At 72.6% G+C, this 25677-nt stretch carries 25 protein-coding genes and 2 pseudogenes; 9 read left to right on the forward strand and 18 right to left on the reverse strand.

Annotated features, from left to right (window positions below; genetic code table 11):
• Nucleotides 1–109: 109 nt before the first annotated feature.
• Nucleotides 110–664: a putative glycolipid-binding domain-containing protein gene (locus ACZ42A_RS05110; protein WP_468525732.1), complete on the forward strand. Its 555-nt coding sequence runs from the start codon at nt 110–112 to the stop codon at nt 662–664.
• A 96-nt stretch (nt 665–760) separates the two neighbouring features.
• On the opposite strand, the gene ACZ42A_RS05115 is transcribed toward ACZ42A_RS05110, so the two are convergent.
• The 3 genes from ACZ42A_RS05115 to ACZ42A_RS05125 form a co-directional block, all read right to left on the reverse strand.
• Complete coding sequence (locus ACZ42A_RS05115) at nt 761–1297, reverse strand: hypothetical protein (protein WP_468525733.1); 537 nt, start codon at nt 1295–1297, stop codon at nt 761–763.
• A 146-nt stretch (nt 1298–1443) separates the two neighbouring features.
• Nucleotides 1444–3084: an ABC-F family ATP-binding cassette domain-containing protein gene (locus ACZ42A_RS05120; RefSeq protein WP_468525734.1), complete on the reverse strand. Its 1641-nt coding sequence runs from the start codon at nt 3082–3084 to the stop codon at nt 1444–1446.
• A gap of 48 nt (nt 3085–3132) precedes the next feature.
• Entirely contained in the window at nt 3133–4158 is a 1026-nt protein-coding gene (locus tag ACZ42A_RS05125; protein ID WP_468525735.1) for an oxidoreductase, read from the reverse strand.
• Between the two features lie 66 nt (nt 4159–4224).
• On the opposite strand from ACZ42A_RS05125, the gene ACZ42A_RS05130 reads away from it, so the two are divergent.
• Entirely contained in the window at nt 4225–5184 is a 960-nt protein-coding gene (locus tag ACZ42A_RS05130) for an FAD-dependent oxidoreductase (RefSeq protein WP_468525736.1), read from the forward strand.
• Between the two features lie 48 nt (nt 5185–5232).
• On the opposite strand, the gene ACZ42A_RS05135 is transcribed toward ACZ42A_RS05130, so the two are convergent.
• On the reverse strand, nt 5233–7173 hold the full coding sequence (locus tag ACZ42A_RS05135; protein WP_468525737.1) for a Xaa-Pro dipeptidyl-peptidase: 1941 nt from the start codon (nt 7171–7173) through the stop codon (nt 5233–5235).
• Nucleotides 7174–7385: 212 nt separating this feature from the next.
• Between ACZ42A_RS05135 and ACZ42A_RS05140 the strand changes: the two genes are divergently transcribed.
• The 3 genes and pseudogenes from ACZ42A_RS05140 to ACZ42A_RS05150 form a co-directional block, all read left to right on the forward strand.
• Nucleotides 7386–8903 (forward strand): M1 family metallopeptidase, encoded by a 1518-nt coding sequence (locus ACZ42A_RS05140; RefSeq protein ID WP_468525738.1) that lies wholly within the window; start codon nt 7386–7388, stop codon nt 8901–8903.
• Between the two features lie 40 nt (nt 8904–8943).
• On the forward strand, nt 8944–9066 hold the full coding sequence (locus tag ACZ42A_RS05145) for a hypothetical protein (protein ID WP_468525739.1): 123 nt from the start codon (nt 8944–8946) through the stop codon (nt 9064–9066).
• Nucleotides 9067–9288: 222 nt separating this feature from the next.
• A pseudogene (locus tag ACZ42A_RS05150) lies at nt 9289–9423 on the forward strand (XdhC family protein); the annotation flags it as partial.
• A 24-nt stretch (nt 9424–9447) separates the two neighbouring features.
• Here the strand turns inward: ACZ42A_RS05150 and ACZ42A_RS05155 are convergent.
• Together ACZ42A_RS05155 and ACZ42A_RS05160 are read right to left on the reverse strand one after the other, a co-directional pair.
• Nucleotides 9448–10005 carry a hypothetical protein gene (locus ACZ42A_RS05155; RefSeq protein ID WP_468525740.1) on the reverse strand — a complete coding sequence of 186 codons (558 nt, stop codon included), beginning with the start codon at nt 10003–10005 and terminating at the stop codon, nt 9448–9450.
• Complete coding sequence (locus ACZ42A_RS05160) at nt 10002–10379, reverse strand: hypothetical protein (protein ID WP_468525741.1); 378 nt, start codon at nt 10377–10379, stop codon at nt 10002–10004. The genes ACZ42A_RS05155 and ACZ42A_RS05160 overlap by 4 nt, the downstream gene beginning before the upstream one ends.
• Nucleotides 10380–10693: 314 nt before the next feature.
• Between ACZ42A_RS05160 and ACZ42A_RS05165 the strand changes: the two are divergent.
• Nucleotides 10694–10903, forward strand: a pseudogene (locus tag ACZ42A_RS05165) (M1 family peptidase); the annotation flags it as partial.
• Here the strand turns inward: ACZ42A_RS05165 and ACZ42A_RS05170 are convergent.
• The 3 genes from ACZ42A_RS05170 to ACZ42A_RS05180 are packed head-to-tail and all read right to left on the reverse strand — an operon-like array spanning nt 10900 to nt 13827.
• Nucleotides 10900–11832, reverse strand: a complete 933-nt coding sequence (locus ACZ42A_RS05170; protein WP_468525742.1) for a PfkB family carbohydrate kinase — start codon at nt 11830–11832, stop codon at nt 10900–10902. The pseudogene ACZ42A_RS05165 and the gene ACZ42A_RS05170 sit on opposite strands and share 4 nt — an antisense overlap.
• A complete protein-coding gene (locus tag ACZ42A_RS05175) occupies nt 11829–12317 on the reverse strand; it encodes a macro domain-containing protein (RefSeq protein WP_468525743.1) in 489 nt (162 codons plus the stop codon). The genes ACZ42A_RS05170 and ACZ42A_RS05175 overlap by 4 nt, the downstream gene beginning before the upstream one ends.
• Nucleotides 12318–12357: 40 nt before the next feature.
• Nucleotides 12358–13827: an amino acid permease gene (locus ACZ42A_RS05180; RefSeq protein WP_468525744.1), complete on the reverse strand. Its 1470-nt coding sequence runs from the start codon at nt 13825–13827 to the stop codon at nt 12358–12360.
• A gap of 213 nt (nt 13828–14040) precedes the next feature.
• On the opposite strand from ACZ42A_RS05180, the gene ACZ42A_RS05185 reads away from it, so the two are divergent.
• Nucleotides 14041–14745, forward strand: a complete 705-nt coding sequence (locus ACZ42A_RS05185) for a MerR family transcriptional regulator (protein ID WP_468525745.1) — start codon at nt 14041–14043, stop codon at nt 14743–14745.
• Between the two features lie 30 nt (nt 14746–14775).
• Here the strand turns inward: ACZ42A_RS05185 and ACZ42A_RS05190 are convergent, their stop codons facing one another.
• The 4 genes from ACZ42A_RS05190 to ACZ42A_RS05205 form a co-directional block, all read right to left on the reverse strand.
• A complete protein-coding gene (locus ACZ42A_RS05190) occupies nt 14776–16965 on the reverse strand; it encodes a 3-hydroxyacyl-CoA dehydrogenase NAD-binding domain-containing protein (protein ID WP_468525746.1) in 2190 nt (729 codons plus the stop codon).
• Between the two features lie 41 nt (nt 16966–17006).
• Complete coding sequence (locus ACZ42A_RS05195) at nt 17007–18221, reverse strand: acetyl-CoA C-acetyltransferase (protein WP_468525747.1); 1215 nt, start codon at nt 18219–18221, stop codon at nt 17007–17009.
• A gap of 11 nt (nt 18222–18232) precedes the next feature.
• Nucleotides 18233–19393: a CaiB/BaiF CoA transferase family protein gene (locus tag ACZ42A_RS05200; RefSeq protein WP_468525748.1), complete on the reverse strand. Its 1161-nt coding sequence runs from the start codon at nt 19391–19393 to the stop codon at nt 18233–18235.
• Nucleotides 19394–19542: 149 nt separating this feature from the next.
• Complete coding sequence (locus ACZ42A_RS05205) at nt 19543–19923, reverse strand: MmcQ/YjbR family DNA-binding protein (RefSeq protein ID WP_468525749.1); 381 nt, start codon at nt 19921–19923, stop codon at nt 19543–19545.
• Nucleotides 19924–20026: 103 nt separating this feature from the next.
• On the opposite strand from ACZ42A_RS05205, the gene ACZ42A_RS05210 reads away from it, so the two are divergent.
• Nucleotides 20027–21205, forward strand: coding sequence for a saccharopine dehydrogenase family protein (locus tag ACZ42A_RS05210; protein ID WP_468525750.1), 1179 nt, complete (start codon nt 20027–20029; stop codon nt 21203–21205).
• 25 nt (nt 21206–21230) lie between these two features.
• Here ACZ42A_RS05210 and mmpA read toward each other — a convergent pair whose 3' ends face one another.
• The 4 genes from mmpA to ACZ42A_RS05230 all read right to left on the reverse strand — a co-directional run bounded on the left by mmpA (nt 21231) and on the right by ACZ42A_RS05230 (nt 23717).
• Nucleotides 21231–21377, reverse strand: a complete 147-nt coding sequence (mmpA, locus tag ACZ42A_RS05215) for a morphogenic membrane protein MmpA (RefSeq protein WP_468525751.1) — start codon at nt 21375–21377, stop codon at nt 21231–21233.
• Nucleotides 21378–21485: 108 nt separating this feature from the next.
• Nucleotides 21486–22181: an endonuclease V gene (locus tag ACZ42A_RS05220; protein ID WP_468525752.1), complete on the reverse strand. Its 696-nt coding sequence runs from the start codon at nt 22179–22181 to the stop codon at nt 21486–21488.
• Between the two features lie 50 nt (nt 22182–22231).
• The gene (locus tag ACZ42A_RS05225) at nt 22232–22555 is read right to left on the reverse strand and encodes a plasmid stabilization protein (protein WP_468525753.1); all 324 of its coding nucleotides are present in this window, start codon (nt 22553–22555) and stop codon (nt 22232–22234) included.
• A gap of 70 nt (nt 22556–22625) precedes the next feature.
• On the reverse strand, nt 22626–23717 hold the full coding sequence (locus tag ACZ42A_RS05230) for a WD40/YVTN/BNR-like repeat-containing protein (protein ID WP_468525754.1): 1092 nt from the start codon (nt 23715–23717) through the stop codon (nt 22626–22628).
• Nucleotides 23718–24060: 343 nt separating this feature from the next.
• Between ACZ42A_RS05230 and ssgD the strand changes: the two genes are divergently transcribed.
• Nucleotides 24061–24477 (forward strand): spore wall synthesis regulator SsgD, encoded by a 417-nt coding sequence (gene ssgD, locus ACZ42A_RS05235; RefSeq protein WP_468525755.1) that lies wholly within the window; start codon nt 24061–24063, stop codon nt 24475–24477.
• Here the strand turns inward: ssgD and ACZ42A_RS05240 are convergent.
• The gene (locus ACZ42A_RS05240; RefSeq protein WP_468525756.1) at nt 24474–25337 is read right to left on the reverse strand and encodes an isocitrate lyase/PEP mutase family protein; all 864 of its coding nucleotides are present in this window, start codon (nt 25335–25337) and stop codon (nt 24474–24476) included. The genes ssgD and ACZ42A_RS05240 overlap by 4 nt on opposite strands.
• Nucleotides 25338–25677: the final 340 nt, after the last annotated feature.

The following is a 25677-nucleotide window of genomic DNA, read 5'->3' on the forward strand; positions in this document are numbered from 1 at the left end:
CTTCGGCATCCGCAACCCACTGCCAGACCCCCCCCCCCCCCCCCCCCCCCCCCCCCCCCCCCCCCCTCCCCCCCCCCCCCCGGGCCCGGTTCGCCTCTAGGGTGACGTCATGACCACTGCACGGGTACTGACCTGGGAGGTCACGGCCAGCCGGGGCTACGAGACGGCGTGGGCCGAACTCTCCGGGGACGCGCTGCGGGCCCGCGGCCGGGCGGTCGGCACGCTGCCGGAGCCGTACTGGATCTCCTACGAACTCGACACGGCCGACGGCTTCGTCACCCGGCGGCTGACCGTGACCGCCGAGACCGCCGACCGCACCCGCACCCTCGATCTGCGGCACGACGGCCACGGCCGCTGGACCGCCGACGGGCGTCCGCTGCCGGAGGTCGACGGCGCCCTCGACTGCGACCTCGGGCTGTGCCCGCTGACCAACTCCATGCCGGTGCTGCGCCACGGGCTGCACCGGGCGGGCGGGGAGCGGGAGTTCCTGATGGCGTGGGTGTCGGTGCCGGATCTGGCCGTACGGCCGTCGCGGCAGACGTACACCGCGCTGGGCGACGGCACCCGAATCCGCTTCTCCTCCGGAACCTTCCGCAGCGACATCCGCTTCGACGCGGACGGGTTCGTGGCCGACTATCCGGAGCTGGCGACGCGGCTCGGTTAGCGGATGGCGCCGGATGCAGCAGCACCGGCAGCTGCCGGGACCGGGGCATGGATCAAGGAATGGCGACCTCTCCGGGACGTGGGCCCGGCGGCCCGGCTAATGGATCAGGGAATTCGCAATGATGATCATCAGCCCGATCAGCATGTCCAGGCCTCCCGCCCGGCACGAGGAAGGCCACCCCCGCCCGGCGGCGCGGGCGGCCGAGGTGCCCAAGGCGAACAAGGCGACGGTGTTGAACAGCAGGGCCGTGTCCACAGCCGTGTCCTCTGCCCACCACCCGGCTACCGCGGCGAGCAGTATCCCCACCGTGGGCAGCACGGCGGCGACCAGTGGCCACTCGGCGAGCACCGACCGCAGTCTGCTCGTGGTGGCCGCCCCGTCGACGGACGCCCGCTGGGCGATGACGTGCGCGTACCCATGGGCGGCGCTCGACGCCAGCGCGGTGAGCAGTACCCACGACGCGTCCTGACCGGGATCGGCCTCCTCGCCCGACGCGTCCAGCGCGGCCACCATCGCGCTGGCCAGCACCAGTCCGTAGATGCCGCTGAACAGCCACTGCTCCGGCGGCTGGTGCCGCAAGGTCCCCCTGGGGGCGACGCCCTCGCGGCGGACGTGGTCGTCATGGTCGGGCATCGCGTCGCCTCGGTGCGGGTTGAGGGCTGGGTCCGCACATGCTCACTCGCGTGGCGAGAACGCACCTGACGCCACGCGGCTGAGCATGATTGTTGTGCCCTGAAGGAGCAGGCCGGTGGCAGAGCGAACCCGACACCCTCTGGGCCCTAGCGTTCGGTCACCTTGCCGTCCGCGACCTCCAGGCGGCGGGTCACCCGGACGGCGTCCAGCATGCGGCGGTCGTGGGTGACCAGCAGCAGGGTGCCGGTGTAGGCGTCGAGGGCCGACTCCAGCTGTTCGATGGCGGGCAGGTCGAGGTGGTTCGTCGGCTCGTCGAGGACGAGCAGGTTGACGCCGCGGCCCTGGAGGAGGGCGAGGGCGGCGCGGGTGCGTTCGCCCGGGGAGAGGGTCGCGGCCGGGCGCAGGACGTGGTCCGACTTCAGGCCGAACTTGGCGAGCAGGGTGCGCACCTCGACCGGCTCGGTGTCGGGGACGGCCGCGCGGAACGCGTCCAGCAGGGCCTCCGGGCCGTGGAACAGCTTGCGGGCCTGGTCGACCTCGCCGACGAGGACGCCGGAGCCGAGGGCCGCGTGCCCGGCGTCGAGCGGGACGCGGCCGAGCAGCGCGGCGAGCAGGGTGGACTTGCCCGCGCCGTTGGCTCCGGTCACCGCGACCCGGTCGGCCCAGTCGATCTGGAGGGTGACCGGGCCGAGCGTGAAGCCGCCGCGCCGCACCTCGGCGTCGCGCAGGCCGGCCACGACGGCGCCGGAGCGCGGGGCGGCGGCGATCTCCATGCGCAGCTCCCACTCCTTGCGGGGCTCCTCGACCACCTCCAGCCGCTCGATCATGCGTTGGGTCTGGCGGGCCTTCGCGGCCTGCTTCTCGCTGGCCTCGCTGCGGAACTTGCGGCCGATCTTGTCTTTGTCGTTGCCCGCCTTGCGCCGGGCGTTCTTCACGCCCTTGTCCATCCAGGCGCGCTGCATCTGGGCGCGGTCCTGGAGGGCGGCCTTCTTGTCGGCGTACTCCTCGTAGTCCTCGCGGGCGTGGCGGCGGGCCACCTCGCGTTCCTCCAGGTAGGCCGCGTAGCCGCCGCCGTAGAGGTTGATCTGTTGCTGCGCCAGGTCCAGTTCGAGGACCTTGGTGACGGTGCGGGTGAGGAACTCGCGGTCGTGGCTGACGACGACGGTGCCGGCGCGCAGACCGCCGACGAAGCGTTCGAGGCGTTCCAGGCCGTCGAGGTCGAGGTCGTTGGTGGGCTCGTCGAGGAGGAAGACGTCGTAGCGGGACAGGAGGAGGGAGGCGAGGCCCGCGCGGGCGGCCTGGCCGCCGGAGAGGGAGGTCATGGGCTGATCGAGGCCGACCGCGAGGCCGAGGGAGTCGGCGACCTCCTCGGCCCGTTCGTCGAGGTCGGCGCCGCCGAGGCCGAGCCAGCGCTCCAGGCTCGCCGCGTAGGCGTCGTCCGCGCCCGGCCGCCCCTCGACCAGGCCCTCGGTGGCCTCGTCCATGGCCCGCTGGGCGGCGGCCACGCCGGTGCGGCGGGCCAGGAACTCCCGCACGGTCTCCCCCGGCCGGCGCTCCGGCTCCTGCGGCAGATGACCGACGGTCGCGGTGGGCGGGGAGAGCCGCAGCTCGCCCTGCTCGGGGGTGTCGAGCCCGGCGAGCAGGCGCAGCAGGGTGGACTTTCCGGCGCCGTTGGCACCGACCAGACCGATCACGTCCCCGGGGGCCACGACGAGGTCGAGGCCGGTGAACAGCGAGCGGTCGCCGTGACCGGCGGCGAGGTTCTTGGCGACGAGGGTGGCAGTCATCAGACCGCCGATCCTAACGGCCGCCCGCCCCGTCCCGTCACCGCGTTTTCACCGTGCCATGGCCTCCACCAGCACGCTTCCGGCCGTCCGCGCGACCACGAAGGCCTCGCCCTTGACGGCCTTGGCGTCCAGGGGGATGCGGTGGCGGCCGGGTTCGAGGACGCCGGCGAAGAGTTCGCGGGTGTGGGTGCGGTAGAGGCGGTCGAGGCGGTACGCGGTGAGGACGACCCGGCAGGCGGAGGTGACCTCGACGCCCGCCTCCCCGTCGGCGGCGACCAGCCGGGTGAGGCGGCGCCGCTCCACGGGGCTGCGGTCGAGGGCGTGCTCCGTCTGGGCGACGAGCAGCGGGACGATGGGGGCGAGGCCGTCGACGTAGGCCACCTCGACCCCGGCGCGTTCGAAGGCGGCGCGGACGGCGGCGCGTTCCTCCGCGCCGACCGCGCGGCCGAAGACGACGGCGCCATAGCCGCGCAGTTCCTCGGCGGGCACGTGGTCGGCGTCGTGCGCGATGTCGGCGCCGATGCCGATGGTGCGCAGGGCGGCGGCGAGCTTGGCGAGCAGGGCGACGCGGGCGCCGATGAGCAGCACGCGGCGGCGGGCGGTGCCGGGCTCGGTGCCGTCGAGCAGGGAGCGCAGGGCCGCGCGGTACTCGTCGCCGCGGAACCGGAACGGCCCTATCCCGTGGTAGCCGTTGAGTTCCAGGTCGACCTGCTCGTCGGTCTGCCAGGCGAAGTCCCGCCACACGTAGTCGTCGCCGTCCCGTTCGATGACGGCGGTGACCGCGCCGCAGGCCAGGTCCTCGCACTCGGGGCAGCCGTAGACGACGTACCGTCCGCCGGGCAGCGGTGCCTCGGCCTCCAGCAGCAGGCTGCGCACCTGCGCGGTGAAGATGGCGGGCGGCACGTCGGCGGCGAGCGGGGAGACGGCGTCCAGGTCGGAGAGCTGGAAGAGCAGGGGGCGTCCGTCGACGATGAAGTCCACGAAGTCCCGGTGGACCTGGTAGACCCCGTCCGCGAGGACGCCTCCGGCGCGCATCGCCGGTGCCAGGCCAAAGGTCGCATACGCGGCAGACATGGGGTGAGTATCCCCAGTCCGGCACCGTCCTGAGCGCGGCATGACACATTCCGCTACCGTCCCCGCGTGGACAGTGACGTGAGAGACGACGTGGTCGTCGTGGGTGGCGGCGTCATCGGGCTGACGACGGCCGTGGTGCTCGCCGAGCGCGGGCACCGGGTCCGCGTGTGGACGCGCGAGCCCGTCGAGCGGACCACCTCGGCGGTTGCGGGCGCCCTGTGGTGGCCGTACCGGATCCGGCCGGTCGCGGCGGCGCGGGCCTGGGCGCTGCGCTCGCTGGCGGTGTACGAGGAGCTGGCCGGGCGGCCCGAGGTGACCGGCGTACGCATGGTCGAAGGGGTACTGGGCGAGACGGGTCTGGACGAGGTGGACGGCTGGGCGGCGGCGCGGCTGCCCGGGCTGCGGGCGGCGACCGCGGACGAGTACGCCGGGGCGGGGCTGTGGGCGCGGCTGCCGCTCGTCGACATGACGGCCCATCTGCCGTGGCTGCGGGAGCGGTTGCGGGCCGCGGGCGGCGTGGTCGAGGAGCGTGCGGTGTCCTCGTTCGCCGAGGCGGACGCGCCGGTGGTGGTCAACTGCACGGGGCTGGGCGCCCGGACGCTCGTACCGGATCCGTCGGTGCGGCCCGTGCGCGGACAGTTGGTCGTGGTGGAGAACCCCGGCATCCGCACCTGGATGGTCTCCACGGACGCCGACGGGGAAATGGCGTACTTCTTCCCGCAGCCCGGCCGGTTGGTGCTCGGCGGCACGGCCGAGGAGGACGTGTGGACTCCGGAGCCGGATCCGGCGGTGGCGGAGGCGATCGTACGGCGGTGTGCGGCGCTGCGGCCGGAGATCGCCGGGGCGCGGGTGCTGGCGCACCGCGTAGGGCTGCGGCCCGCGCGGGACGCGGTGCGGCTGGAGCGGGAGACGCTGCCGGACGGGCGGGCGCTGGTGCACAACTACGGCCACGGCGGCGCGGGCGTCACCGTGGCCTGGGGGTGTGCGGAGGAGGCGGCCGGTCTGGCCGGGGCCTCCTCCGCGTAGGGCGGGACTGGCGGGGTTACGGCGCGGGGTGCGCCCGCGCCGTATGTGCTACGGCACGGGACGCACCGCGGCCGGTTCGCGCACGCCCTCCAGCGGTGCGGCCTCCGGCGTCGCGGTCGCCGTGCCGGCGGTGGCGCGGGCGAAGGCGGGCGCGCCGCCGACGAGCGGGACCCGCGCGGAGGTGCGGGACAGGTCGAGGGTGAGCGTCGGGGTGGTCGACGGGGGCTCGATCAGGTCCTTGTCGGTGCCCGCGACGATCAGCGCCAGCCGGTGGCCCTTGGGCACGACGTGGTCGGTGGCGGCCAGGTCGAGCGTGATCGTGTACGGCCTGCCCGGAGTGAGCGGGGCGCCGGTGGCGGAGGCGTGGTTGCCGAGGTCGGCCCAGCCGCGGCTGACGATCGTGTAGTCGACGTCGGCCGTCTTCGCTGCGGTCTCCTTGAAGCAGGCGCTGTCGCCGGTGGTGCTCGCGCCCCAGCAGGTGCGGTCGGTGAGGGTGGTGATGCCCTCGCCGGCGGCGGCGTAGTCGCGGATGGTGTCGGGGCCGAGGTCCACCAGGACGGCGCTGAGGTGGGCGCTGGAGGTGGTGGGGGTCGCGGTGACCGTCACCGTGGAGGAGCCGGACAGGCGCAGGTCGCGGGTGAGCGGCTTGGTGGTGAAGCCCGCCTTGTCGGGGGTGGGCCGGTCGATGTGGGCGGCCCAGTCGGTCTCGTCGTGCGCCGGGTTGTCGGTGAAGGTCTCGGTGCCCGTGCCGGGGCGCAGGCCGAGGGTGCCGACGCCGTCCTGGGTGCCCTCGGCGGGCCTGAGGGTGGCCGTCTCGGTGGCCCGGGGCGGCCAGACGTTCGAGGTCACCCACTGGTCGGGGGCGCGCTCGATGTCGGCCATGGGCTCGTCGTCGATGCCGTTGTCGTAGCCGAGGAGTTCGTGGTCGAACCAGCGGTGCAGGGTGTCGACCCAGGTGGCGCGGCGGAAGTCGAAGGGGTCGACGTGGCCGACCTGGGAGAGCCAGATCTTGCGCTCGACGCCGTTCTTCGCGAGCGCGTCCCACCACTGGCCGAAGTGCTTGGCGCGGACGTTGAGGTCCTGCATGCCGTGGATGACGAAGACGCTGGCGTTCACCTTCGCCGCGTCCTTGACGTAGTCCCGCCCGGTCCACAGCGGGGTCCAGTCGCCGGTGCGCGGGGCACCGTCGACGATGCGCTGCTGGACGGCGGCGCAGCGGGCGCGGGCGTCGGGGCTCTCGACGTAGTTCGACAGCCAGTCGGGGCCGGAGTCGAACAGCGGGGCGCCCTTGGCGAAGTAGTAGTCGTACCAGGAGGAGATCGCGCCGATCGGGACGATGGTCTCCAGGCCCTCGACGCCGGTCGCGGCGACGCCGTTGGCGATGGTGCCGTCGTAGCTCTTGCCGATCATCCCGGTCTTGCCGGTGGTCCAGCCGGCCTTGGCGCGGGTGCTGCCGGTGCGGGTGGTGTACGCCTTGGCGCGGCCGTTCAGCCAGTCGACGACGGCCTTCGCGGACTGGATGTCGGAGCGGCCGCCGACGTCCACACAGCCGTCGGAGCGGTTGGTTCCGGCCAGGTCGACGCCGACGAAGGCGTAACCGCGGGGGACGAAGTAGTTGTCGTAGAACAGCGGCATCTGGACGACGTTTCCGGCCGCGTCGTAGGTCTTCTTCTGGCTCTCGTTGCCGCGCCCGCAGCAGGAGTAGTACGGGCTGGCGTCCATGATGACCGGGACCTTGCGGCCCTGCTGGGCGGCCTCGCGCGGGCGGACGATGTCCACGGCGACGCGGTCGGTGCGGCCGTCGCCGTCGCCGTCGAGGCCGGTGTCGACCCAGACGGCCTCGCGGATCGCCTTGTCGTACGAGTGGACGGGTTGGCTCGTGCGGGGTGCGGCCTGGGCCGTGACGGGGGTGAGGAAGCCGGCCATCAGGGCGGCGGTGGCCGCCGTCGCGAGCGGTCTCCAGATCGTGAAGCGCGTGCGTATCGGCATGCGGCGGACGCTACCCCGACTCAACTCCCGTGCAGAAGGGGGCGGATGACGAGTCGTCCGGGACGCGTGTGGCCGGAATCCGCCCCTGCGGCGGCGGTGATCGTGACGGCCGGATGGCGATCGTGTGACAGGGGCGGCCGTGGACATGTCGAGGGACACAGGGAGTGAATAGGCTCCGAACAGACTTTCCACACCTAGGACTTGGAGCTGACGTGCACCGCAGAATGACCGCTCCGGGCGCGCTGGCCGCGGCCTCTCTCCTGCTGGCGATCCCGGCATCGGCCGCGAGCCACTCCCCCGGCGCACCGGGCATCGGCGACCCCTACTACCCGGCGTACGGCAACGGCGGCTACGACGTCTCCCACTACGACCTCCGGCTGAAGTACCAGCCGGCCACCGACCGGCTGGAGGGCACGGCCACCCTCCTCGCCCGCACCACCCAGGACCTGTCGTCGTTCAACCTGGACTTCCTGCTGGACGTGAGCGAGGTCCGGGTCAACGGCGCCGTCGCGACGTTCGCGGCGTCCGGCGAGCACGAGCTGGAGATCACGCCGAGGACGCCGCTCGGCAAGGGCACGGACGTCACCGTCGTGGTCCGCTACAGCGGGGTGCCGTCGGCGAAGCAGGCCTACGGCTTCACCAGCTGGCACCGCACACCGGACGGCGGGGTCGCGGCGAACGAGCCCGAGGCGGCGTGGTGGTGGTTCCCCAGCAACGACCATCCGCTGGACAAGGCCACCTACGACGTGTCGGTGCTGGTGCCGGACGGCACCCAGGCCATCTCCAACGGCACCCTGCAGTCGACGAGTTCACGGCTCGGCTGGACCCGCTGGAACTGGCGGTCCAACAAGCCGCAGGCGACCTATCTCGCCACGCTCGCGGTCGGCCGGTTCGACGTCACGACCGGGAAGACGGAGAGCGGCATCCCGGTCGTCAACGCCTACAGCAAGGACCTCGGCGACCACTACGGCGCCGCCCGGGCCAGCATCGAGCGGACCGGGGAGATCGCCGACTGGCTGACCGGGTACTTCGGGCCGTATCCCTACAACGCGCTCGGCGGGTACGTGCCGAACACGAACACCGGGTACGCGCTGGAGACCCAGACCCGGCCGTTCTACAGCCCGCGGCAGTTCGCGAACGGCACCAACACCTCCGTCGTGGTGCACGAGCTGGCCCACCAGTGGTACGGCGACCTGGTCTCCGTGGCCGAATGGAAGGACATCTGGATCAACGAGGGCTTCGCCCGCTACGCGCAGTGGCTGTGGTCCGAGCACGAGGGCGAGGGGACGGCGCAGGAGATCGCCGACTACGTGTACGCCTCGCGGCCGGCCGATGATCCGTTCTGGGCGGTCAAGCCCGGGGACCCGGGGCCGGAGAACCAGTTCCACATCGCCGTCTACGACCGGGGCGCGCTGACGCTGCAGGCGCTGCGCAACGAGATCGGCGACGAGGACTTCTTCGCGATCCTCAAGGGCTGGCCGCAGCGGTACGCCCATGGCAACGCGACGGTCGCCGACTTCCGGCGGTACGCGGAGGAGGTCTCCGGGAAGCCGCTGGCGGCGCTGTTCGACACGTGGCTGTACGAGCCGTCGAAGCCGGCCGCCTCGACGGCGCGGGAGGCGTCGATCGCCAGGTCCGCGAAGGCCCCCGCCCAGCCGACGTCATGGAAGAAGATCGCGGCGACGAACAACGTGCACGAGCACGGACACGGGCACGGGCACGAGGACTGACGTCGTCCTGGTCCAGCCCAGCCTGGTCGCGGAAATTGACGTGGCCACCGCTCAGGACCGAGGGGCCTGGCGGCATCCGGTGCGGTACGTACGACTGCGCATGGACATGGCGCCCAGCGACGCGGCTGCGTTCGGGGAGGGCGCGGTGCCCGCCGCTGGGTGACGCGTGGATCAGCTCGGCGAGTGGGCAGCATCCCACTCGCCGGCGGGGCACAGGATCTGGGCACTGCGCCCGTACGGGCGGGTAAGTCCCGAGCAGCGTGGGCAGTAGCCCACCTCGCCGGGGTGGCAGCCCAGCAAGCGCGCCGCAGCGGTTCGGTCTTCAAGCGCAGTCTGAGACACCCAGCGAGCCGCTTGCTTCCCACCCGGACACCTTGCCAGGCCCGGTGCCCGCCCTGTCTTCGCCACCGCGGCCCGCTTCCCGCACGCAGACGAGGTCGTCGCCGACTGGCCGGACCGCTACCTGCGACAAAGCGACGTCGATCCCCGCACCGCGCCCTGCGTCCTCACCCACAACGCCACCCGGCACTGACGAGAAGCGGGGTCACCGGAGCACCGTGAAGAACGCCAGCCCCTGCCGGTCCGAGTCCTGTGCCTGTCCGCTGGCCGCGACGATCGCAAGTTGCTGTATTCCGACCCGGCTGATCCAGTCATCCCGCGGGATGCGGATCTCGCCGGTGAACGACCCATCGTCTGCCGCGCGAAACTGACCGAGCTGCGGACTCAGGGGATCTTGGCAGATCACTTGTACGGCGTGTCCCGGCTCGAAGCCGATGCCGGAAATGCGCACGGGAGTCCCCGGTGGACCAGAGCTTGGCTCAATGGTGATCTCCGTACTCACGGGAACCGCGTCCGACGGTCCTTCCTTGTCGTCGGTCACGCGCATGACGAGCCATGCGACGGAAAGGATCGCGACAATGGCGAGCCCAGCCAGCATCACCAGAGAGAACGGACCCACCTGCTTGGAGATCAGTTTGGTGCGCGACCTGTTCACGGTCATGTCTCCGCGTGACGCATAGGCTCTGCCGTGATCGCGCGCCGAGGCGTACATCTCGGCTCGATCGGGCTCCTCGCGCGGAGACGAGGGCGGTACGTGGGTCATGACGGACCCTCGTTGATCGTCATGTCACGGCCTGACATGTATGCCCTGCCCTGACCCGAGACCTGGGCGTTCATCCTGATGCTGCTGACCCGGCCGCCCTCGGCCGCCGGCAGCAGCGGCATAAGTTCCTCGTCGAGAACGCGTTGCAACTCGACGCGCAGTGAAGGGTCCGCCGAAAGCAACCGACGGAGTTTTCGCTGCCAGTCGCCGATCAGTTCCTCTTCGACCGAAGAGTCCCCGACCGCCCGCGCCTCGGCCACCTGGGTGTGCCCGTAGACCAGCTCCGCGTCCACGGCCGGCACCTCTTCGGGATGGCGCTGCCGCCAGAACGCCACCACTGCCTGGCGCGCCTGCTCCCAGGCCTGCGTAGCCATAGTCCCCACCACCGCGGACGCTGCGGCAAGTGTCAAAGCGTCCATGCCCATTCCCCCATCGCACCCCGATCCGGAACTTCAGGGTAGCCGGAGGGTGACGCTCCGTGTACACCTTGCGCGCCTCTGCGTGATGCTGCTGAATGATCGAGTGATGATGGAGGGTTCGCCCGACAGTGGCCTGCCGTCGGGTGGCGGAGCGGGCGCCAGCTGCTGGTACGCGGCCGACCGGGCTGACCGCGGCGAAGACCCGCTCCCACTATCCGTTGCGCCTGGTGCTCGCGTTCCACCTGACGGACACCGAACTCGGGACGACCTTCTGGGCGGTCAAGCCCGGGGACCCTGGGCCGGAGAACCAGTTCCACATCGCCGTCTACGACCGGGGCGCGCTGACGCTCCAGCCCGCCTCGACGGCGCGGGAGGCGTCGATCGCCAGGTCCGCGAAGGCCCCCGCCCAGCCGACGTCATGGAAGAAGATCGCGGCGACGAACAACGTGCACGAGCACGGACACGGGCACGAGGACTAAGGGCTGGTGACCGTCGCCGCCTCCTCCGGCTCCGCCGCCGCGCGCGCCAGCAGGGCCTCCCGGTCGATCGCGTCCACCTGGGTCGACGGCACCGTGCAGGCGTGGGCGCCCGCGACCGCCCCGTAGCGGGCGCACCGCAGGGGCGGCTCGCCGGCCAGGAAGCCGAAGAGGAAGGCGGCGGCGAAGGCGTCGCCCGCGCCGTTGGAGTCCACCACCGGCGCGGGGGGCGCCACCGGCGGGACACGGGTCAGCTCGCCGTCGGCCAGCAGGTGGGCGCCCTCGGCGCCGGCCGTGGCGACGGCCACCTGCGCGCGGCCGCGCTCGACGATGCGGCGCAGGGTGCGCTCGGGGTCGGCGAGGCGGGTGGCGGAGACGAAGACGAGGTCCGCGGCGAGGGCGAACGGCTCGTGGTACGGGTTCTCGCCGTCCCAGTCGTGCAGGTCGGTGGAGAGCGTCACGCCGGTCTCGCGCAGCACCGGGAGGGCGTGGGAGCACGGCTGCGTGATGGAGACGTGGGCGTGGCGGCTGCGCCCGGCCAGCTCCCGGACCGTGGCCTCGGGGAGGCGGTCGTCGGGCCGGCCGCGGCTGCTGTCGTACAGGGAGAGCCGCCGGCCGTCGGGGCCGACGAGGTTGACGGCCCGCTTGGTGCCCGCGGGCTGCGGGATCGCGGTGAGCGCGATGCCGCGCTCGCGGTGCAGGGCGCGGACCAGGTCGCCCTCGGGGTCGTCGCCGAGGAAGTCGAGGTGGTGGGTGCGCAGGCCCAGGGCGGTCAGGCCGAGGGACATGAAGTCGCCGGTCTGGCCCGCGCGGGTGCGGATCCCGTCGTGGATCAGGTAGCTGTCGGCGTACGGGAGCGGCAGCTCCGGTACGTAGATGATGGTGTCCACGCCCGCGCCGCCCAGCACGAGCACGTCGGTGTCACGGCTCAACTCCGGCCCTCCCCATGGTCGTACACCGTGACCGGGACACCCCGCCGCACCAGCCGCTCGGTGATGAGCGGCTCCACGCGGGGCCATTTGCCCCCGGCCAGTCCGCACCCTATCCGGGGCATGTGGACCGACGCGCCGAGTTCCAGGGCCTTGTCGGCGAGCCGGGCGAGGGCGGTGTCGATCGCCTCGTAGCGCACGGGGACGCCCTTGCTGCCGGTCCGGATGCCGCGCTGGCCGACCATGTTGGCCACCCACACATACGGCTCGACCTGGACGAACTGGACCGCGCCCAGCCCGAAGTCGTTCGCCGCCCGCTCGCGGTGCCAGGTGCGGTAGGCGGCCTCGGGCTCCGGCCAGCGGCGCGATAGGGCCAGGACGAAGCCCTTCCCCCACCCGCCGATGTCGTTGCAGACATGGGCGATCAGCTTGACGCCCTTCACCGACGGCACGGTGGCGTCACCCCGGACATACGTGATCTCCGACATGACGCCACCGTAGGCGCTGCCACTGACAGTGGCCCCTGAATTACTGCTTCGTGAGCTTCGTCAGCTCCTGGTCCGCCGTCTGGGACACCCGGCGGCGAACGCCGAACCAGCCGCCGACGAGGGCCAGGGCGATGAGCGGGATGAGGAGGAGGGTCTTGCGGCCCACCTCGGGATCGTTCCACATCATGCCGAGGCAGACCAGCAGGAAGGTGATCGTGGCGATCTCGGTGACCGGGCTGCCGGGCAGCCGGAAGGACGGCCGCTGGACCAGGCCCGCCTTGGCGCGGCGGACGAAGATCAGGTGGCAGACCATGATGATCACCCAGGTGCTGATGATGCCGAGGGAGGCGACGTTCAGCACGATCTCGAAGGCCTGGTGCGGCATGACGAAGTTCAGGCCGACGCCCAGCACGCACACCGCGCAGGTCAGCAGGATGCCGCCGTAGGGCACCTGGCTGCGGTTCATACGGGCGGTGAACTTCGGGGCCGAGCCCGCCATCGCCATCGACCGCAGGATGCGGCCCGTCGAGTACAGACCCGAGTTCAGCGAGGACATGGCGGCCGTCAGGACCACCAGGTTCATCACGTCGCCCGCGGCCGGGACGCCGATCTTCGACAGGACGGTGACGAAGGGGCTCTGGTCGGCCGAGTAGACCGAGCCGGGCAGCAGCAGGGCCAGCAGGACGACCGAGCCGACGTAGAACAGGCCCACGCGCCACATGATCGAGTTCACCGCGCGCGGGACGACCTTCTCCGGCTCGGCGGTCTCGCCCGCGGCGACACCGACCAGCTCCAGCGCGGCGTAGGCGAAGATCACGCCCTGCATGACGAGGACGACCGGCATCAGGCCGTGCGGGAAGACGCCGCCGTTGTCGGTGATGACATGCAGGCCCGGCGTCTGGCCGCCCACCTCGTGCTGGGTGGCCAGCAGGAAGATGCCGACGAACATGAAGGCGACGAGCGTCGCGACCTTGATGATCGCGAACCAGAACTCCATCTCGCCGAAGATCTTCACCGAGATCAGGTTCACGGCCAGGACCACGGCGAGCGCGGCGAGGGCGAGCACCCACTGCGGGATGTCGGTGAAGGCGCTCCAGTAGTGCGTGTAGAGCGCGATGGCGGTGATGTCGGCGATACCGGTCGTCGACCAGTTCAGGAAGTACATCCAGCCGGCGACGTACGCGCCCTTCTCGCCGAGGAACTCGCGCGCGTACGACACGAAGGAGCCCGAGGAGGGCCGGTACAGGACCAGCTCGCCGAGGGCCCTGACGACGAAGAAGGCGAAGATGCCGCAGACCAGATAGGCCAGTGCGAGCGCGGGGCCCGCGTTGTGGAGGCGGCCGCCGGCGCCCAGGAAGAGTCCGGTGCCGATGGCGCCGCCGATGGCGATCATGTTGACGTGGCGGGCCTTGAGGTCCTTGCTGTAACCGGCGTCGCCCGCGTCCGCGGGCGCCTGGGTCGCCTCGGGGTGTGCGGCGACCTGTGCCGTTTCCACGGCGTCCTTGCTCACGGGTGGTTCCACTCTCTGGTGCGCCCGGGGCGGTGTACGCCCCGGGTGTCCGTACGTGACTCGGCCCGCACCACCCTGGGTGTTGCGGCACAGACCAAGGCAGCACCTTCCCACAGGGGCCGGTCACATGCGGTGACCCAGGTCACAGAGCGTTACTTGTCACAGGATCGCCGAAGGTTTCACACTTCTGGTGAGACAGCGATACTGCTGCACATGACAAGCCATGCCGAGGAGCCGACCCTCACCGTCGACGAGCTGGCCGCGCGGGCCGGTGTCACGGTGCGGACGGTGCGCTTCTACAGCACCCGGGGCCTGCTGCCGCCGCCGGTGATCGGCCCGCGCCGGGTGGGTCACTACGGCAGGGAGCACCTGGCCCGCCTCGCGCTGATCGAGGAGTTGCAGCACCAGGGGATGACGCTCGCCGGGATCGAGCGCTACCTCCAGCAGCTTCCGCCGGACCTGAGCGCGCAGGACCTCGCCATCCACCGCGCGGTGGTGGCCTCCTGGGCGCCGGACACCGTGGACACGGTGACCCGGGAGGAGCTGGCGCGGCGGGCCGGGCGGACACTGGGTGACGACGAGGTGGAGCGGCTGGTGGCCATGGACGTCGTACGGCCCGGCCCCGACGGGTACCGCGTCGATCTCGGCCTGCTGCGGCTCGGGGTCCGGCTGCTGGACGTACCGATGTCCCAGGAGGCGATCCTGGCGGCGCGCACGGTCCTCATCGAGCACTCGCGCGCCGCGGCGCATGAGCTGTCCCGGCTGTTCCGGGGCGAGGTGTCGGAGCGCGACGCACGCGACGTGCGCTCCCTGTCGGCGCACATGCAGCCCCTGGTGGTGCAGGCGCTGCTGACGACGTTCCAGCGGTCGCTGCGGGAGGAGCTGGGCGAGTGGCTCACCCGGTCGGACGCGAGGTGAGCCACTGCCGCCACTGGGCCGCCGCCCCCGCTAGTCGCTGAAGCGCTCCCCCTTCTCCGCCTTCTCCACCAGCAGCGCCGGGGGCGTGAACCGCTCGCCGTAGCGCTCGGCCAGCTCCCGCGCGCGGGCCACGAAACCGGGCAGGCCTACCCCCACCCCGGCGCCGCCGTCGTAGCCGTTGATGTACTGCAGCACGCCGCCCGTCCAGCCGGGGAAGCCGATGCCGAGGATGGAGCCGATGTTGGCGTCGGCGACGGACGTCAGGACGCCCTCCTCCAGCAGCCGGACGGTGTCCAGCGCCTCGGAGAAGAGCATGCGCTCCCGCATGTCCTCGAAGGGGATCCGGTGGCCCGGCTTGGTGAAGTGCTCGCGCAGGCCCGGCCAGAGGCCCGCCCGCTTGCCGTCCTCGTCGTAGTCGTAGAAGCCGGCGCCGCCGCTGCGGCCGGTGCGGCCGAACTCGTCGACCATGCGGTCGATGACGGCCTCCGCCGGGTGCGCGGTCCAGGTGCCGCCCGCCTCCTCGACGGCCCGCTTCGTCTCGTTGCGGATCTTGCGCGGCAGGGTCAGCGTCAGCTCGTCCATCAGGGACAGCACCTTGGCCGGGTAGCCCGCCTGCGCGGCGGCCTGCTCGACCGACGCGGGCTCGATGCCCTCGCCGACCATCGCCACGCCCTCGTTGATGAAGTGGCCGATCACGCGGGAGGTGAAGAACCCGCGCGAGTCGTTGACGACGATCGGCGTCTTGTTGATCTGCCGGACCAGGTCGAAGGCGCGGGCCAGCGCCTCGTCGCCGGTGCGCTCGCCCTTGATGATCTCGACGAGCGGCATCTTGTCGACCGGGGAGAAGAAGTGCAGCCCGATGAAGTCGGCCTGGCGCTGCACGCCCTCGGCGAGCGCGGTGATCGGCAGGGTGGAGGTGTTGGAGCACAGCAGCGCGTCCGGCGCGACGATCTGCTCGATCTCCTGGAAGACCTTGTGCTTGAGGGCGGTGTCCTCGAAGACGGCCTCGATGACCGCGTCACAGCCGGCCAGGTCCTGCACGTCGGCGGTGGGGGTGATGCGGGCGAGCAGCGCGTCGGCCTTCTCCTGGGTCGTACGGCCCCGGGAGACGGCCTTGGCGCACAGCTTCTCGGAGTAGCCCTTGCCCTTGACGGCCGCCTCCAGGGAGACGTCCTTGAGGACGACGTCGATGCCCGCGCGGGCGCAGGAGTAGGCGATGCCCGCGCCCATCATCCCCGCGCCGAGGACGGCGACCTTGCGGACCTGGCGCGGGGCGATGTCCTTGGGGCGGTTGGCGCCGGAGTTGACGGCCTGGAGGTCGAAGAAGAACGCCTGGATCATGTTCTTCGAGGTCTGTCCCGCCGCCAGCTCCACGAAGTAGCGGGCCTCGATGACCTGGGCGGTCTCGAAGTCGACCTGGGAGCCCTCGACGGCCGCCGCGAGGATGTTGCGGGGGGCCGGGTAGGGGGCGCCGCCGGTCTGCTTGCGCAGGTTGGCCGGGAAGGCGGGCAGGTTGGCCGCGAACTTGGGGTTGGCGGGGGTGCCGCCGGGGATGCGGTAGCCGGGCTTGTCCCAGGGCTGCTGCGACTCGGGGTTCGCGTCGATGAAGGCGCGGGCCTTGGCGAGCATCTCCTCCCGCGTCTCGGCCACCTCGTGCACCAGGCCGTTCTCCAGGGCGCGGCGCGGGCTGTACTGGGTGCCCTGGAGCAGCACCTTCAGCAGCGCGTCGGCGATGCCCAGCAGCCGGACGGTGCGCACGACACCGCCGCCGCCGGGGAGCAGGCCGAGGGTGACCTCGGGGCAGCCGATCTTGGAGCCGGGAGCGTCGAGGGCGATCCGGTGGTGGCAGGCGAGGGCGATCTCGAAGCCGCCGCCGAGGGCCGCGCCGTTCATCGCGGCGACGACCGGCTTGCCGAGGGTCTCGATGCGGCGCAGGTTCCGCTTGATGGCCAGGCCGCCGTCGAACAGCTCCTGGGCGGTCTCTGGGGTGACCCGGATCAGGTCGCGCAGGTCGCCGCCCGCGAAGAAGGTCTTCTTGGCGGAGGTGACGATGATGCCGCGGATGGAGTCCTGCTCGGCCTCCAGGCGGTCGGTGATTGCGGCGAGGGAGTCGCGGAACGCCTGGTTCATGGTGTTCGCGGACTGGTTCGGGTCGTCGAGGACGAGGGTGACGACGCCGGTGTCGTCCTGTTCCCAGCGGATCGTGGTGCTCTCGGTCATGTGAGGGGTCTCCGTAGAAGTCTGGTGGGTCCGCGGGGAGTTCAGACGCGTTCGATGATCGTGGCGATGCCCATGCCGCCGCCGACGCAGAGGGTGGCGAGGCCGTACCGCTTGTCCTGGCGCTCCAGTTCGTCGACGAGGGTGCCGAGGATCATCGCGCCGGTGGCGCCGAGGGGGTGGCCGAGGGCGATGGCGCCGCCGTTGACGTTGACCTTGTCGAGGGACAGGCCCATGTCCTTCACGAAGCGCAGCACGACCGCGGCGAAGGCCTCGTTGATCTCGACGAGGTCGATGTCGTCGATGGTGAGGCCCGCCTTGGCGAGCGCCTTGCGGGTGGCGGGGGCGGGGCCGGTGAGCATGATGGTGGGCTCGGAACCGGAGACGGCGGCGGAGACGATCCGCGCGCGGGGGGTGAGCCCGTAGCGCTCGCCGACCTCCCGGGAGCCGATGGCGACGAGGGCGGCGCCGTCGACGATGCCGGAGGAGTTGCCCGCGTGGTGGACGTGGTCGATCTTCTCCACCCAGTGGTACTTCTGCAGGGCCACGGCGTCGAAGCCGCCGAGGTCGCCGATGTCCGCGAAGGACGGCTTCAGCTTGGCGAGGGAGTCGGCGGTGGTGCCGGGGCGCATGTGCTCGTCGTGGTCGAGGACGACGAGTCCGCTGCGGTCCTTCACGGGGACGACGGACCGCTCGAAGCGGCCCTCCTTCCAGGCGGCGGCCGCCCGCTCCTGCGAGAGGGCCGCGTACTCGTCGACGTCGCGGCGGGAGAAGCCCTCGATGGTGGCGATCAGGTCGGCGCCGATGCCCTGCGGCACGAAGTTGACCGCGAGGTTGGTCATCGGGTCGTTGAACCAGGCGCCGCCGTCGGAGGCCATCGGCACCCGGGACATCGACTCGACACCGCCGGCCAGGACCAGGTCCTCCCAGCCCGAACGCACCTTGGCGGCGGCCATGTTGACGGCCTCCAGGCCCGAGGCACAGAAGCGGTTCTCCTGCACGCCGGCGACCGTGTCGGGCAGGCCCGCGGCGACGGCGGCGATCCGGGCGATGTCGGAGCCCTGGTCGCCGACCGGGCCGACGACGCCGAGGACGATGTCGTCGACGGCCGCGGGGTCCAGGCCGGGGAAGCGGGCGCGGATCTCGTGGATGAGTCCGACGACCAGGTCGATGGGCTTCGTGCCGTGCAGGGCGCCGTTGGCCTTGCCGCGTCCGCGCGGGGTGCGGATCGCGTCGTACACGTACGCTTCGGTGCTCACGAGGAGGCCTTTCACTGAGGGTTCGGGGGCTCGGGGGCTGCCGGCTGGGAGACGAGCCGGGGCACGTCCCAGTCGCGGGCCACGGATGCGGTGTCGGCGCCCGGCCGGGCCGGGCCGGTGCGGACCGCCGTGGGGGTCGCGGAGAAGCGGGGGGCGGGCGCGGGCTGGGTGATGCCGCCGTGGTCGGTGAAGGTGCCCCGGGCGGCGAGATGCGGGTGGTGCGGCGCCTCGCGCAGGGACAGGACGGGCGCCACGCACGCGTCGGAGCCCTCGAAGACGGCCGTCCACTCGTCCCTGGTGCGGGACTTGAAGCGGGCTGCGACCGCCTCGCGCAGCTCCGGCCAGCGGGCGAGGTCGTCGCGGGCCGGTGCCTGCTCCGGGATGCCGAGGAGCGCCATGAACCGGTCGTAGAACTGCCGCTCCAGCGCGCCCACCGCCATGTACTGGCCGTCGGCGGTCTCGTAGGTGCCGTAGAAGGGGCAGCCGCCGTCGAGGAGGTTGGCGCCGCGCCGGTCCCGCCAGCCGCCCGCGGCGAGCATGCCGTGGATCATCGCGGAGAGGTGGGCGGCGCCGTCGACGATGGCGGCGTCGACGACCTGTCCGGCGCCGGTGGCGCGGGCGTGGTGCAGGGCGGCGAGGATGCCGACGACGAGGTAGAGGGAGCCGCCCGCGTAGTCGCCGAGCAGGTTGGCGGGGACGGCCGGCGGTTCGCCGGGGGCGCCGATCATGCCGAGCGTGCCGGTGAGCGCGATGTACGCGATGTCGTGGCCCGCGCGGTGGGCGAGCGGGCCCTGCTGGCCCCAGCCGGTCATCCGGCCGTAGACGAGCCGCGGATTGCGGGCGTGACAGGCCTCGGGGCCGACGCCGAGCCGTTCGGCGACGCCCGGGCGGTAGCCCTCGATGAGGACGTCGGCGCGGGAGGCGAGGTCGAGCACCCGGTCGGGGCCGTCGGCGGACTTGAGGTCGACGACCACGGAGCGCTTGTTGCGGTTGGTGACGTCGAAGTCCGGGTCGATCGCGAGTCCGGGCCCGCCGGGGCGGTCCACGCGGACCACGTCGGCGCCCAGGTCGGCCAGGAGCATGGCCGCGAAAGGTCCGGGGCCGATGCCGGCCAGCTCGACCACGCGGACGCCCGTGAGCGGTCCGTGTGAGGACGTTCTCGCCGTGGTCATCCAGCCCCCTCGCTGTGACACAACCGATGTAACACCGGTGATGGTAAGAACAGGTTTCAGTCGGCACAAGGCCTGAACGAGCAAGCGCTTAGCCATTTTCGGTCGCCCGGCGGTGACTGATGCGGTACGGCCGCCGCGGCGGCACCGGCTCAGCGCGCGTCCAGGTCCGCTATCAGCCGTTTCGGGGCGATGACCCGGTAGCTCTCCTCCACCCAGTCGCAGAGCAGCTCCGCCGACGGGGAGCCCTTGGGCTCCAGCGGGATGCTGACCCAGCCCGACCTGCCCAGGCCGTATCCGGCCGGCTCGGCGCCCGGGGCGCTCAGGGCGTGCGCATGGGCGGTGTCGTCCGTGAGCTTGAGGGTGACGCCCAGCGGATAGCTGCCGTCGTCGACGCCGAGGAAGACGAACACCTTCTTGTTGACCTTGGCGACGGACTCGCCCCAGGGGAACTCCTCGGCCGCGCCCGGCAGGCCGAGGGCGAACTCGCGCACTTTCTCCCACTTCTTCAGGGCGTTCGCGGCCACCGCCATGGTCCACCTCCGGGCTCGTCGTCGGGCTCCGCACTCCTCACGCTAGCCTCAGCCACCGACAGCGGCGCGGGCCGCGCGGGCTCGACGGCGAGCGAGAGGTGTCATGACCAGGCTGAACAGGGCGGATCGTCCGTACGACATCGTGCTCTTCGGGGCGACCGGCTTCGTCGGGACGCTCACCGCGGAGTACCTGGCCGCGCACGCGCCCGAGGGGCTGCGCTGGGCGATCGCGGGGCGCGGCGAGGAGAAGCTGCACCGGCTGCGTGAACGGCTGCCCGGCGGGGCGGAGACCGGGGTGCTGGTGGCGGATGTCGCCGATCCGGCCTCGCTGCGCCGGCTCGCGGAGCAGGCGCGCGTGGTGGCCACCACGGTCGGCCCCTACGTGACGTACGGCGAGGAGCTGGTCGCGGCCTGCGCGGACACCGGCACGGACTATCTCGACCTGACCGGCGAGCCGGAGTTCGTGGACCTGATGTACGTCCGGCACGACGCACGCGCGCGGGAGACCGGCGCGCGGCTGGTGCACGCCTGCGGCTTCGACTCGGTGCCGCACGATCTGGGCGTGTACTTCACCGTCCGGCAGCTGCCGGAGGGCGTGCCGCTGACGGTGGACGGGTTCGTGAGCGTGGACGCGGCCTTCTCCGGCGGCACCTTCGCCTCCGCGCTGAACCAGTTCGCCCGCGGCCGGCAGATGGCCGCCGCCGCGCGGGACCGCCGCCGGCACGAGCCCCGGCTGGTGGGCCGCCGGGCGACGACCCCGACGGGCGCTCCGCGGTTCGCCCCCGAGGTCGGCGCCTGGGCGCTGCCGCTGCCGACCATCGATCCGCAGATCGTGCGGCGTTCGGCGAAGGCCCTGGAGCGCTACGGCCCCGACTTCCGCTACCGCCACTACGCCGCCGTGCGGCGGCTGCCGGTCGCGGTGGGCGGGGTGGCGGCCGTCGGCGCGCTCGCCGCGGCGGCCCAGCTGCCGCCCGCGCGGCGCTGGTTGTCCGACCGGCTGAAGCCGGGCGAGGGGCCGAGCGCCGAGCGGCGGGCGCGCAGCTGGTTCTCGCTGCGGTTCGTCGGCGAGGGCGGCGGGCGCCGGGTGTACACCGAGGTCGCGGGCGGCGATCCGGGCTACGACGAGACGGCGAAGATCTTCGCCGAGGCGGCGCTCGCCCTCGCCCTCGACGACCTGCCGCAGACCGCCGGGCAGGTGACCACAGCGGTGGCGATGGGCGACGCGCTGACCGAGCGGCTGCGCACGGCGGGGATCACCTTCCGGGTGGCGGCGCGCCGGTGACGTCGCATCTTCTTCGAGTCCGCCCCTACAGCGGCCACTCCACGACCGTGTAGATCATCCCGACGATCCAGGCGAGCCCCGCGAGCGTGGCGAGGACCAGAGCGGCCGTCACGGCGCGCTCGACGGGGCGGTGGGGGTCGGTGAGGGGCTTCGGGGCACGGTGCGAGGTCATGCGGCCAGCCTGCCGACCGGGGCGGTACGCGCACATCCGTACGCGTACTCAGACGACGTACTCACGCGGGCCGTCGAGTATCCCGGCGCCCCGCGCGGGCGACCGTTCTCAGGCGGCCTCCATCGCCTCCCGCAGGGCCCGGCGGCACAGTGCGTCGGCCCTGCGGGTGGTCTCGGGGAGCCGGTACTCGGGGGTGAGGGCCAGGGTGTGCGCACAGGCGTTGGCGAGGCTCACGCGGTGGCCCACGGAGACGAAGACCGGCTTGACGTTCTCGCGGGTGCGCAGGGCGCGGCCGACCTCCTCGGCGCCCGCGCGGAGGGGTGCCGAGGCTCCGCGCGGGGCGGCCGGTTCGTCGTAGGCGAAGGTGAAGGGGTTCTTGGCGACGCCGATCGTGGGCAGGCCGGTGAGCACGCCGAGGTGGCTGGCGAGACCGAAACGGCGTGGGTGGGCGAGGCCGTAGCCGTCGCAGACCACCAGGCCGGGCGGACACGGCAGGGCGTCGAGGGCGGCCAGCACGGTCGGGATCTCCCGGAAGGCGAGCAGGCCCGGCACGTACGGGAAGGAGATCCGGCCGACGGCCGTGGCCTCGGCGACCACGTCCAGGGTCGCCCCGTCCAGGACGACGGCCGCCGCCGCGACGACGTCCCGGTCGTCGTCGTAGGCGACGTCGACCCCCGTGACGTGTCCGGTGCCGGGCGGCGGCCCCGGCTCGTCCAGCACCACGCGCGCCCGCAGCTCGTCCTGGACGGCGCGGGCCTCTTCCTCGGTCGCGGGCCAGCCCGCGGGGATGGTTACGGTCGTCATGGTGGGGACGAGCGTACGGGGCCGGCCGCCCGCGCGGGCCGGCGGTACGCTCACTTGCCGAGCGCGCGCTGCAACTGGGCCTTGTTCATGTCGGAACGGCCATGGATGTTGCGCTTCTTGGCCTCCTCGTACAGCTGGTCGTAGGTGGGGCCCTGGGAGCCCCTGCCGGAACGCTGGCCGCCCCGCTTGCCGGACGACATGTCCTGCGTGGAGGTGCGGCTGGCGGTCTTGGACTCGCCGGAGCGGGCGCGTTCCTTGTTCACCGTGCGGGCCGCGATCTCCTTGGCCCGGCCGGTGCTCTCGCCGCGCTCCTCGGCGCTCTTCTTGATGTGCTCGTACTGGCGCTCCCGTTTGGAGCTCGAACCGCGAGGCATGTCCGCTCACTTCCTTTCACGATGAGTGAACGGGTACCCACATTGCCAACAAACGAGGTGTCCCGCGCGCTCAGTGCTCCAGGCGTGCCACCCGTCCCTTCTCCCCGGCGGCCCAGCAGCCGCGGTCGGGTGCGCAGTCCACGGTGTCGTACGAGCCGGTGTCCACCGTGCGCCAGGTGCGGCCGCCGTCGGTGGTGAGGTCGGTGCCGGTGGGGCCGACGGCGAGGGCGGCGGAGCGGTGGTGCGGGAGCCAGGCGACGCCGGAGCGGTAGGCGGGCGGGGCGGTGGCGGCGGGGCGCCAGGTGCGGCCGCCGTCGGGGGTGTGCGCCGCCGCGCGGGGCGCGGTCTGGTCGGGGCGGTAGTCGCCGCCGACGGCGAGGCCGTGGGCACGGTCGCGGAAGGCGAGCGCGAAGACGCCGCGGGCCGGGTCGCCGGCCGGCAGCGGGGTGTCGGCGGCCGTCCAGGTCAACCCGCGGTCCGCGGAGTGCAGTACGCGCGCGCGTGCGGCCCCGCCGGTGGCCAGCCACACGTCCCGGGGCCCGGACGCCACCAGGCACTGCCCGCTCGCCGCGAACCCGGCCTCGCCGTCCAGGGCGGGCGGCATGCCCGCGTCGGGCAGCACCTTCCAGGACCGGCCGCCGTCGCCGGTGGACAGCATGCGGAACCTGCCGTTCACCGGGTCGCTCATCGCCAGGCCGTGGCGGCGGTCGAAGAAGGTCATGCAGTCGTAGAAGGCGCGCGGGTCGGTGTTGCGGAAGGACTCCGTCCAGGTCGCTCCGCCGTCGTCGGTCCGGTACACGCGGGAAGCCTCGCCCTCGCCGATGGCCAGCACCACGGCGCGCCGCGCGTCGAAGGCCTGGATGTCCCGGAACTGGAGGTCCGAGGTGCCGGGCGGCGAGACGTTCCGCCAGCTCGCTCCGCCGTCGGTGGTGCGCAGGACCGTTCCTCCGGTCCCGGACACCCAGGCGACGTCGCGGCCGACGGCGGCCAGGCCGCGGAAGCGCACGTCGGTGGTGCCGGTGTCCTTCAGGGCCCAGTTCGGGATAACGGGCGGCGTGTCGTGCGCCCGCGCGGGGACAGCCGTCAGCGCGGCCAGCGCCGCTACGGCGCCGATCACCGCCGGGACCCGCCCAGCCCGTGGCGTACGTCCCGTACATCCCATGCGTGCCGTCCGTGGCCTGCGTCGCGTGCTCCCCCAGCGCCTCATGGCGGGCGAAGCTAGCGGACCTGCCGGGCGCCGTCCAGAGGGCCTCCGCGCGGTGGCGCCGGGCGGGGATCTCGGGTTCCACGCGCGCGAGCACTGCCCCGTCCAGTGGCGCGACGAGGGCAAAAACGGCACATCAGTCCCCACCGGCACATCCGTAGGACTGAATCACCGCCGGGATGGAACACGGTGACGGAGGTCACTCGGCACGGGGGTGCACGGACGCGCCGATTCCGACGTCTCTCCCTGTGCCCGGCCTCATCCCCGGAAGTCCGTCCGGCCGTCACAAGGGAGCAAGGCGTTGTCCACTGTCATCGAGCAGCCCGTCGAGGCTCGCCTCGTCGCCGCCGCGCCGCGGATGCCGAGCATCCCGGCCACGCTGTACTACGACCGACGCGATCCGTTCGCCATCCGGATGACCTTCCCCGCCCAGGCCACCCTGGAGGGCGTGGAGGTCTGCTGGACCTTCTCCCGCGAGCTCCTCGCGGCGGGCCAGGAGGGCCCCGAGGGCTACGGCGACGTCCGGGTGCGGCCGTACGGCTACGACCGCACCGTCCTGGAGTTCCACGCCCCCGAGGGCACCGCCGTCGTGCACGTCCGCTCGGCCGACGTGCGCCGCTTCCTGGAGGCGACGCGCCGCCTGGTGCCGGAGGGCCTGGAGCACGCGTATCTGGACCTGGACCACGATCTGGCGGTGCTGATGCGGGACGCCTGCTAGGGCCGACCCCCGAGCGACGCCTGCCGGGGCCGACCCCCGAGCAGCGCGTTCAGCTCCCCGTAGTCGAGGCCACCCGCCAGCGCGTCGTACGTCCCCGCGTCCAGCAGCTCCCGCGCGGCGCGGCGGACCAGGGCGTGCGCGGCCTGGGCGAGGCCGGCTCCCACGCTCACCCGTGCGACACCGAGCGCGGCCAGCTCGGCGACCGGCGGCGCGCCGGGACCGGCCATCACGTTCAGCGGCCCGTGGACACCGTCGGCGAGCAGTTTCACCGTCCCCGGGTCGACGGCCCCGGGGACGAAGATCCCGTCGGCGCCCGTGCCGAGGAAGGCGGCGGCCCGCTCCAGGGTGGCGTCCACTCCCCCGGCGCCCCGCAGGAAGGTGTCCACGCGCGCGTTGACGAACAGCGGCACTCCCGCCGCGTCGGCCGCCGCGCGGGCGGCGGCGATCCGCTCGGCCTGCTCGGCCACCGGCCGCAGCGGACCCTGGCCCGGCTCGTACAGCGCGTCCTCGATGTTGACGCCGACGGCGCCCGCGGCGAGCACCGCGCGGACGGTTTCGGCGACGCCGGCCACGTCCGGCGCGTAGCCGCTCTCGATGTCGGCGCTCACCGGCACGTCGACCGCCCCCGCGATGGCCGCGACGGCGCCGAGGGCCTCGTCGCGCTCCAGCCGGTCTCCGTCGGGCGCGCCCAGCTCCCAGGCGAGCCCGGCGCTGGTGGTCGCCACGGCGGCGGCACCGGCCTCCTCGACGAGCCGGGCGCTGACGGGGTCCCAGGCGTTCGGCAGGACCAGCGGCCGGCCCGGGACATGCAGGGAGCGAAAGGCGAGGGCGCGGTCGCGCAGGGTGGTGTCGTGGGTCATACGGCTCACTCAACCAGCCGGTGCGAACGGTGGTCTGGCAGGAATCCGACACGGTCGTGCGGGCTCGCGGGAAATCCCGTTGACACCCTTCACGGCCCCTCGTACGGTTTACAGCGTTCCTGTTGCCGCCGATTGGAGAAGGACGTTGCTCCTCTGAGGTCCTGAGACACCACGTCATACACCACACGTGTATGCGCTGTGTGCGACCTCGGCATGTGAGCCGTCCTTGCGGAACAGGGCTTTTCTCTTTCCTCCCCTGCCTTCGCGGGCCCCTCCCCGGTCGCGCCCCGGTGTCTCGATACGCGTTGCCCCTGACCGCATCATGCAACCGCGAGGCCCG

The organism is Streptomyces sp. NPDC030838, from assembly GCF_055572035.1.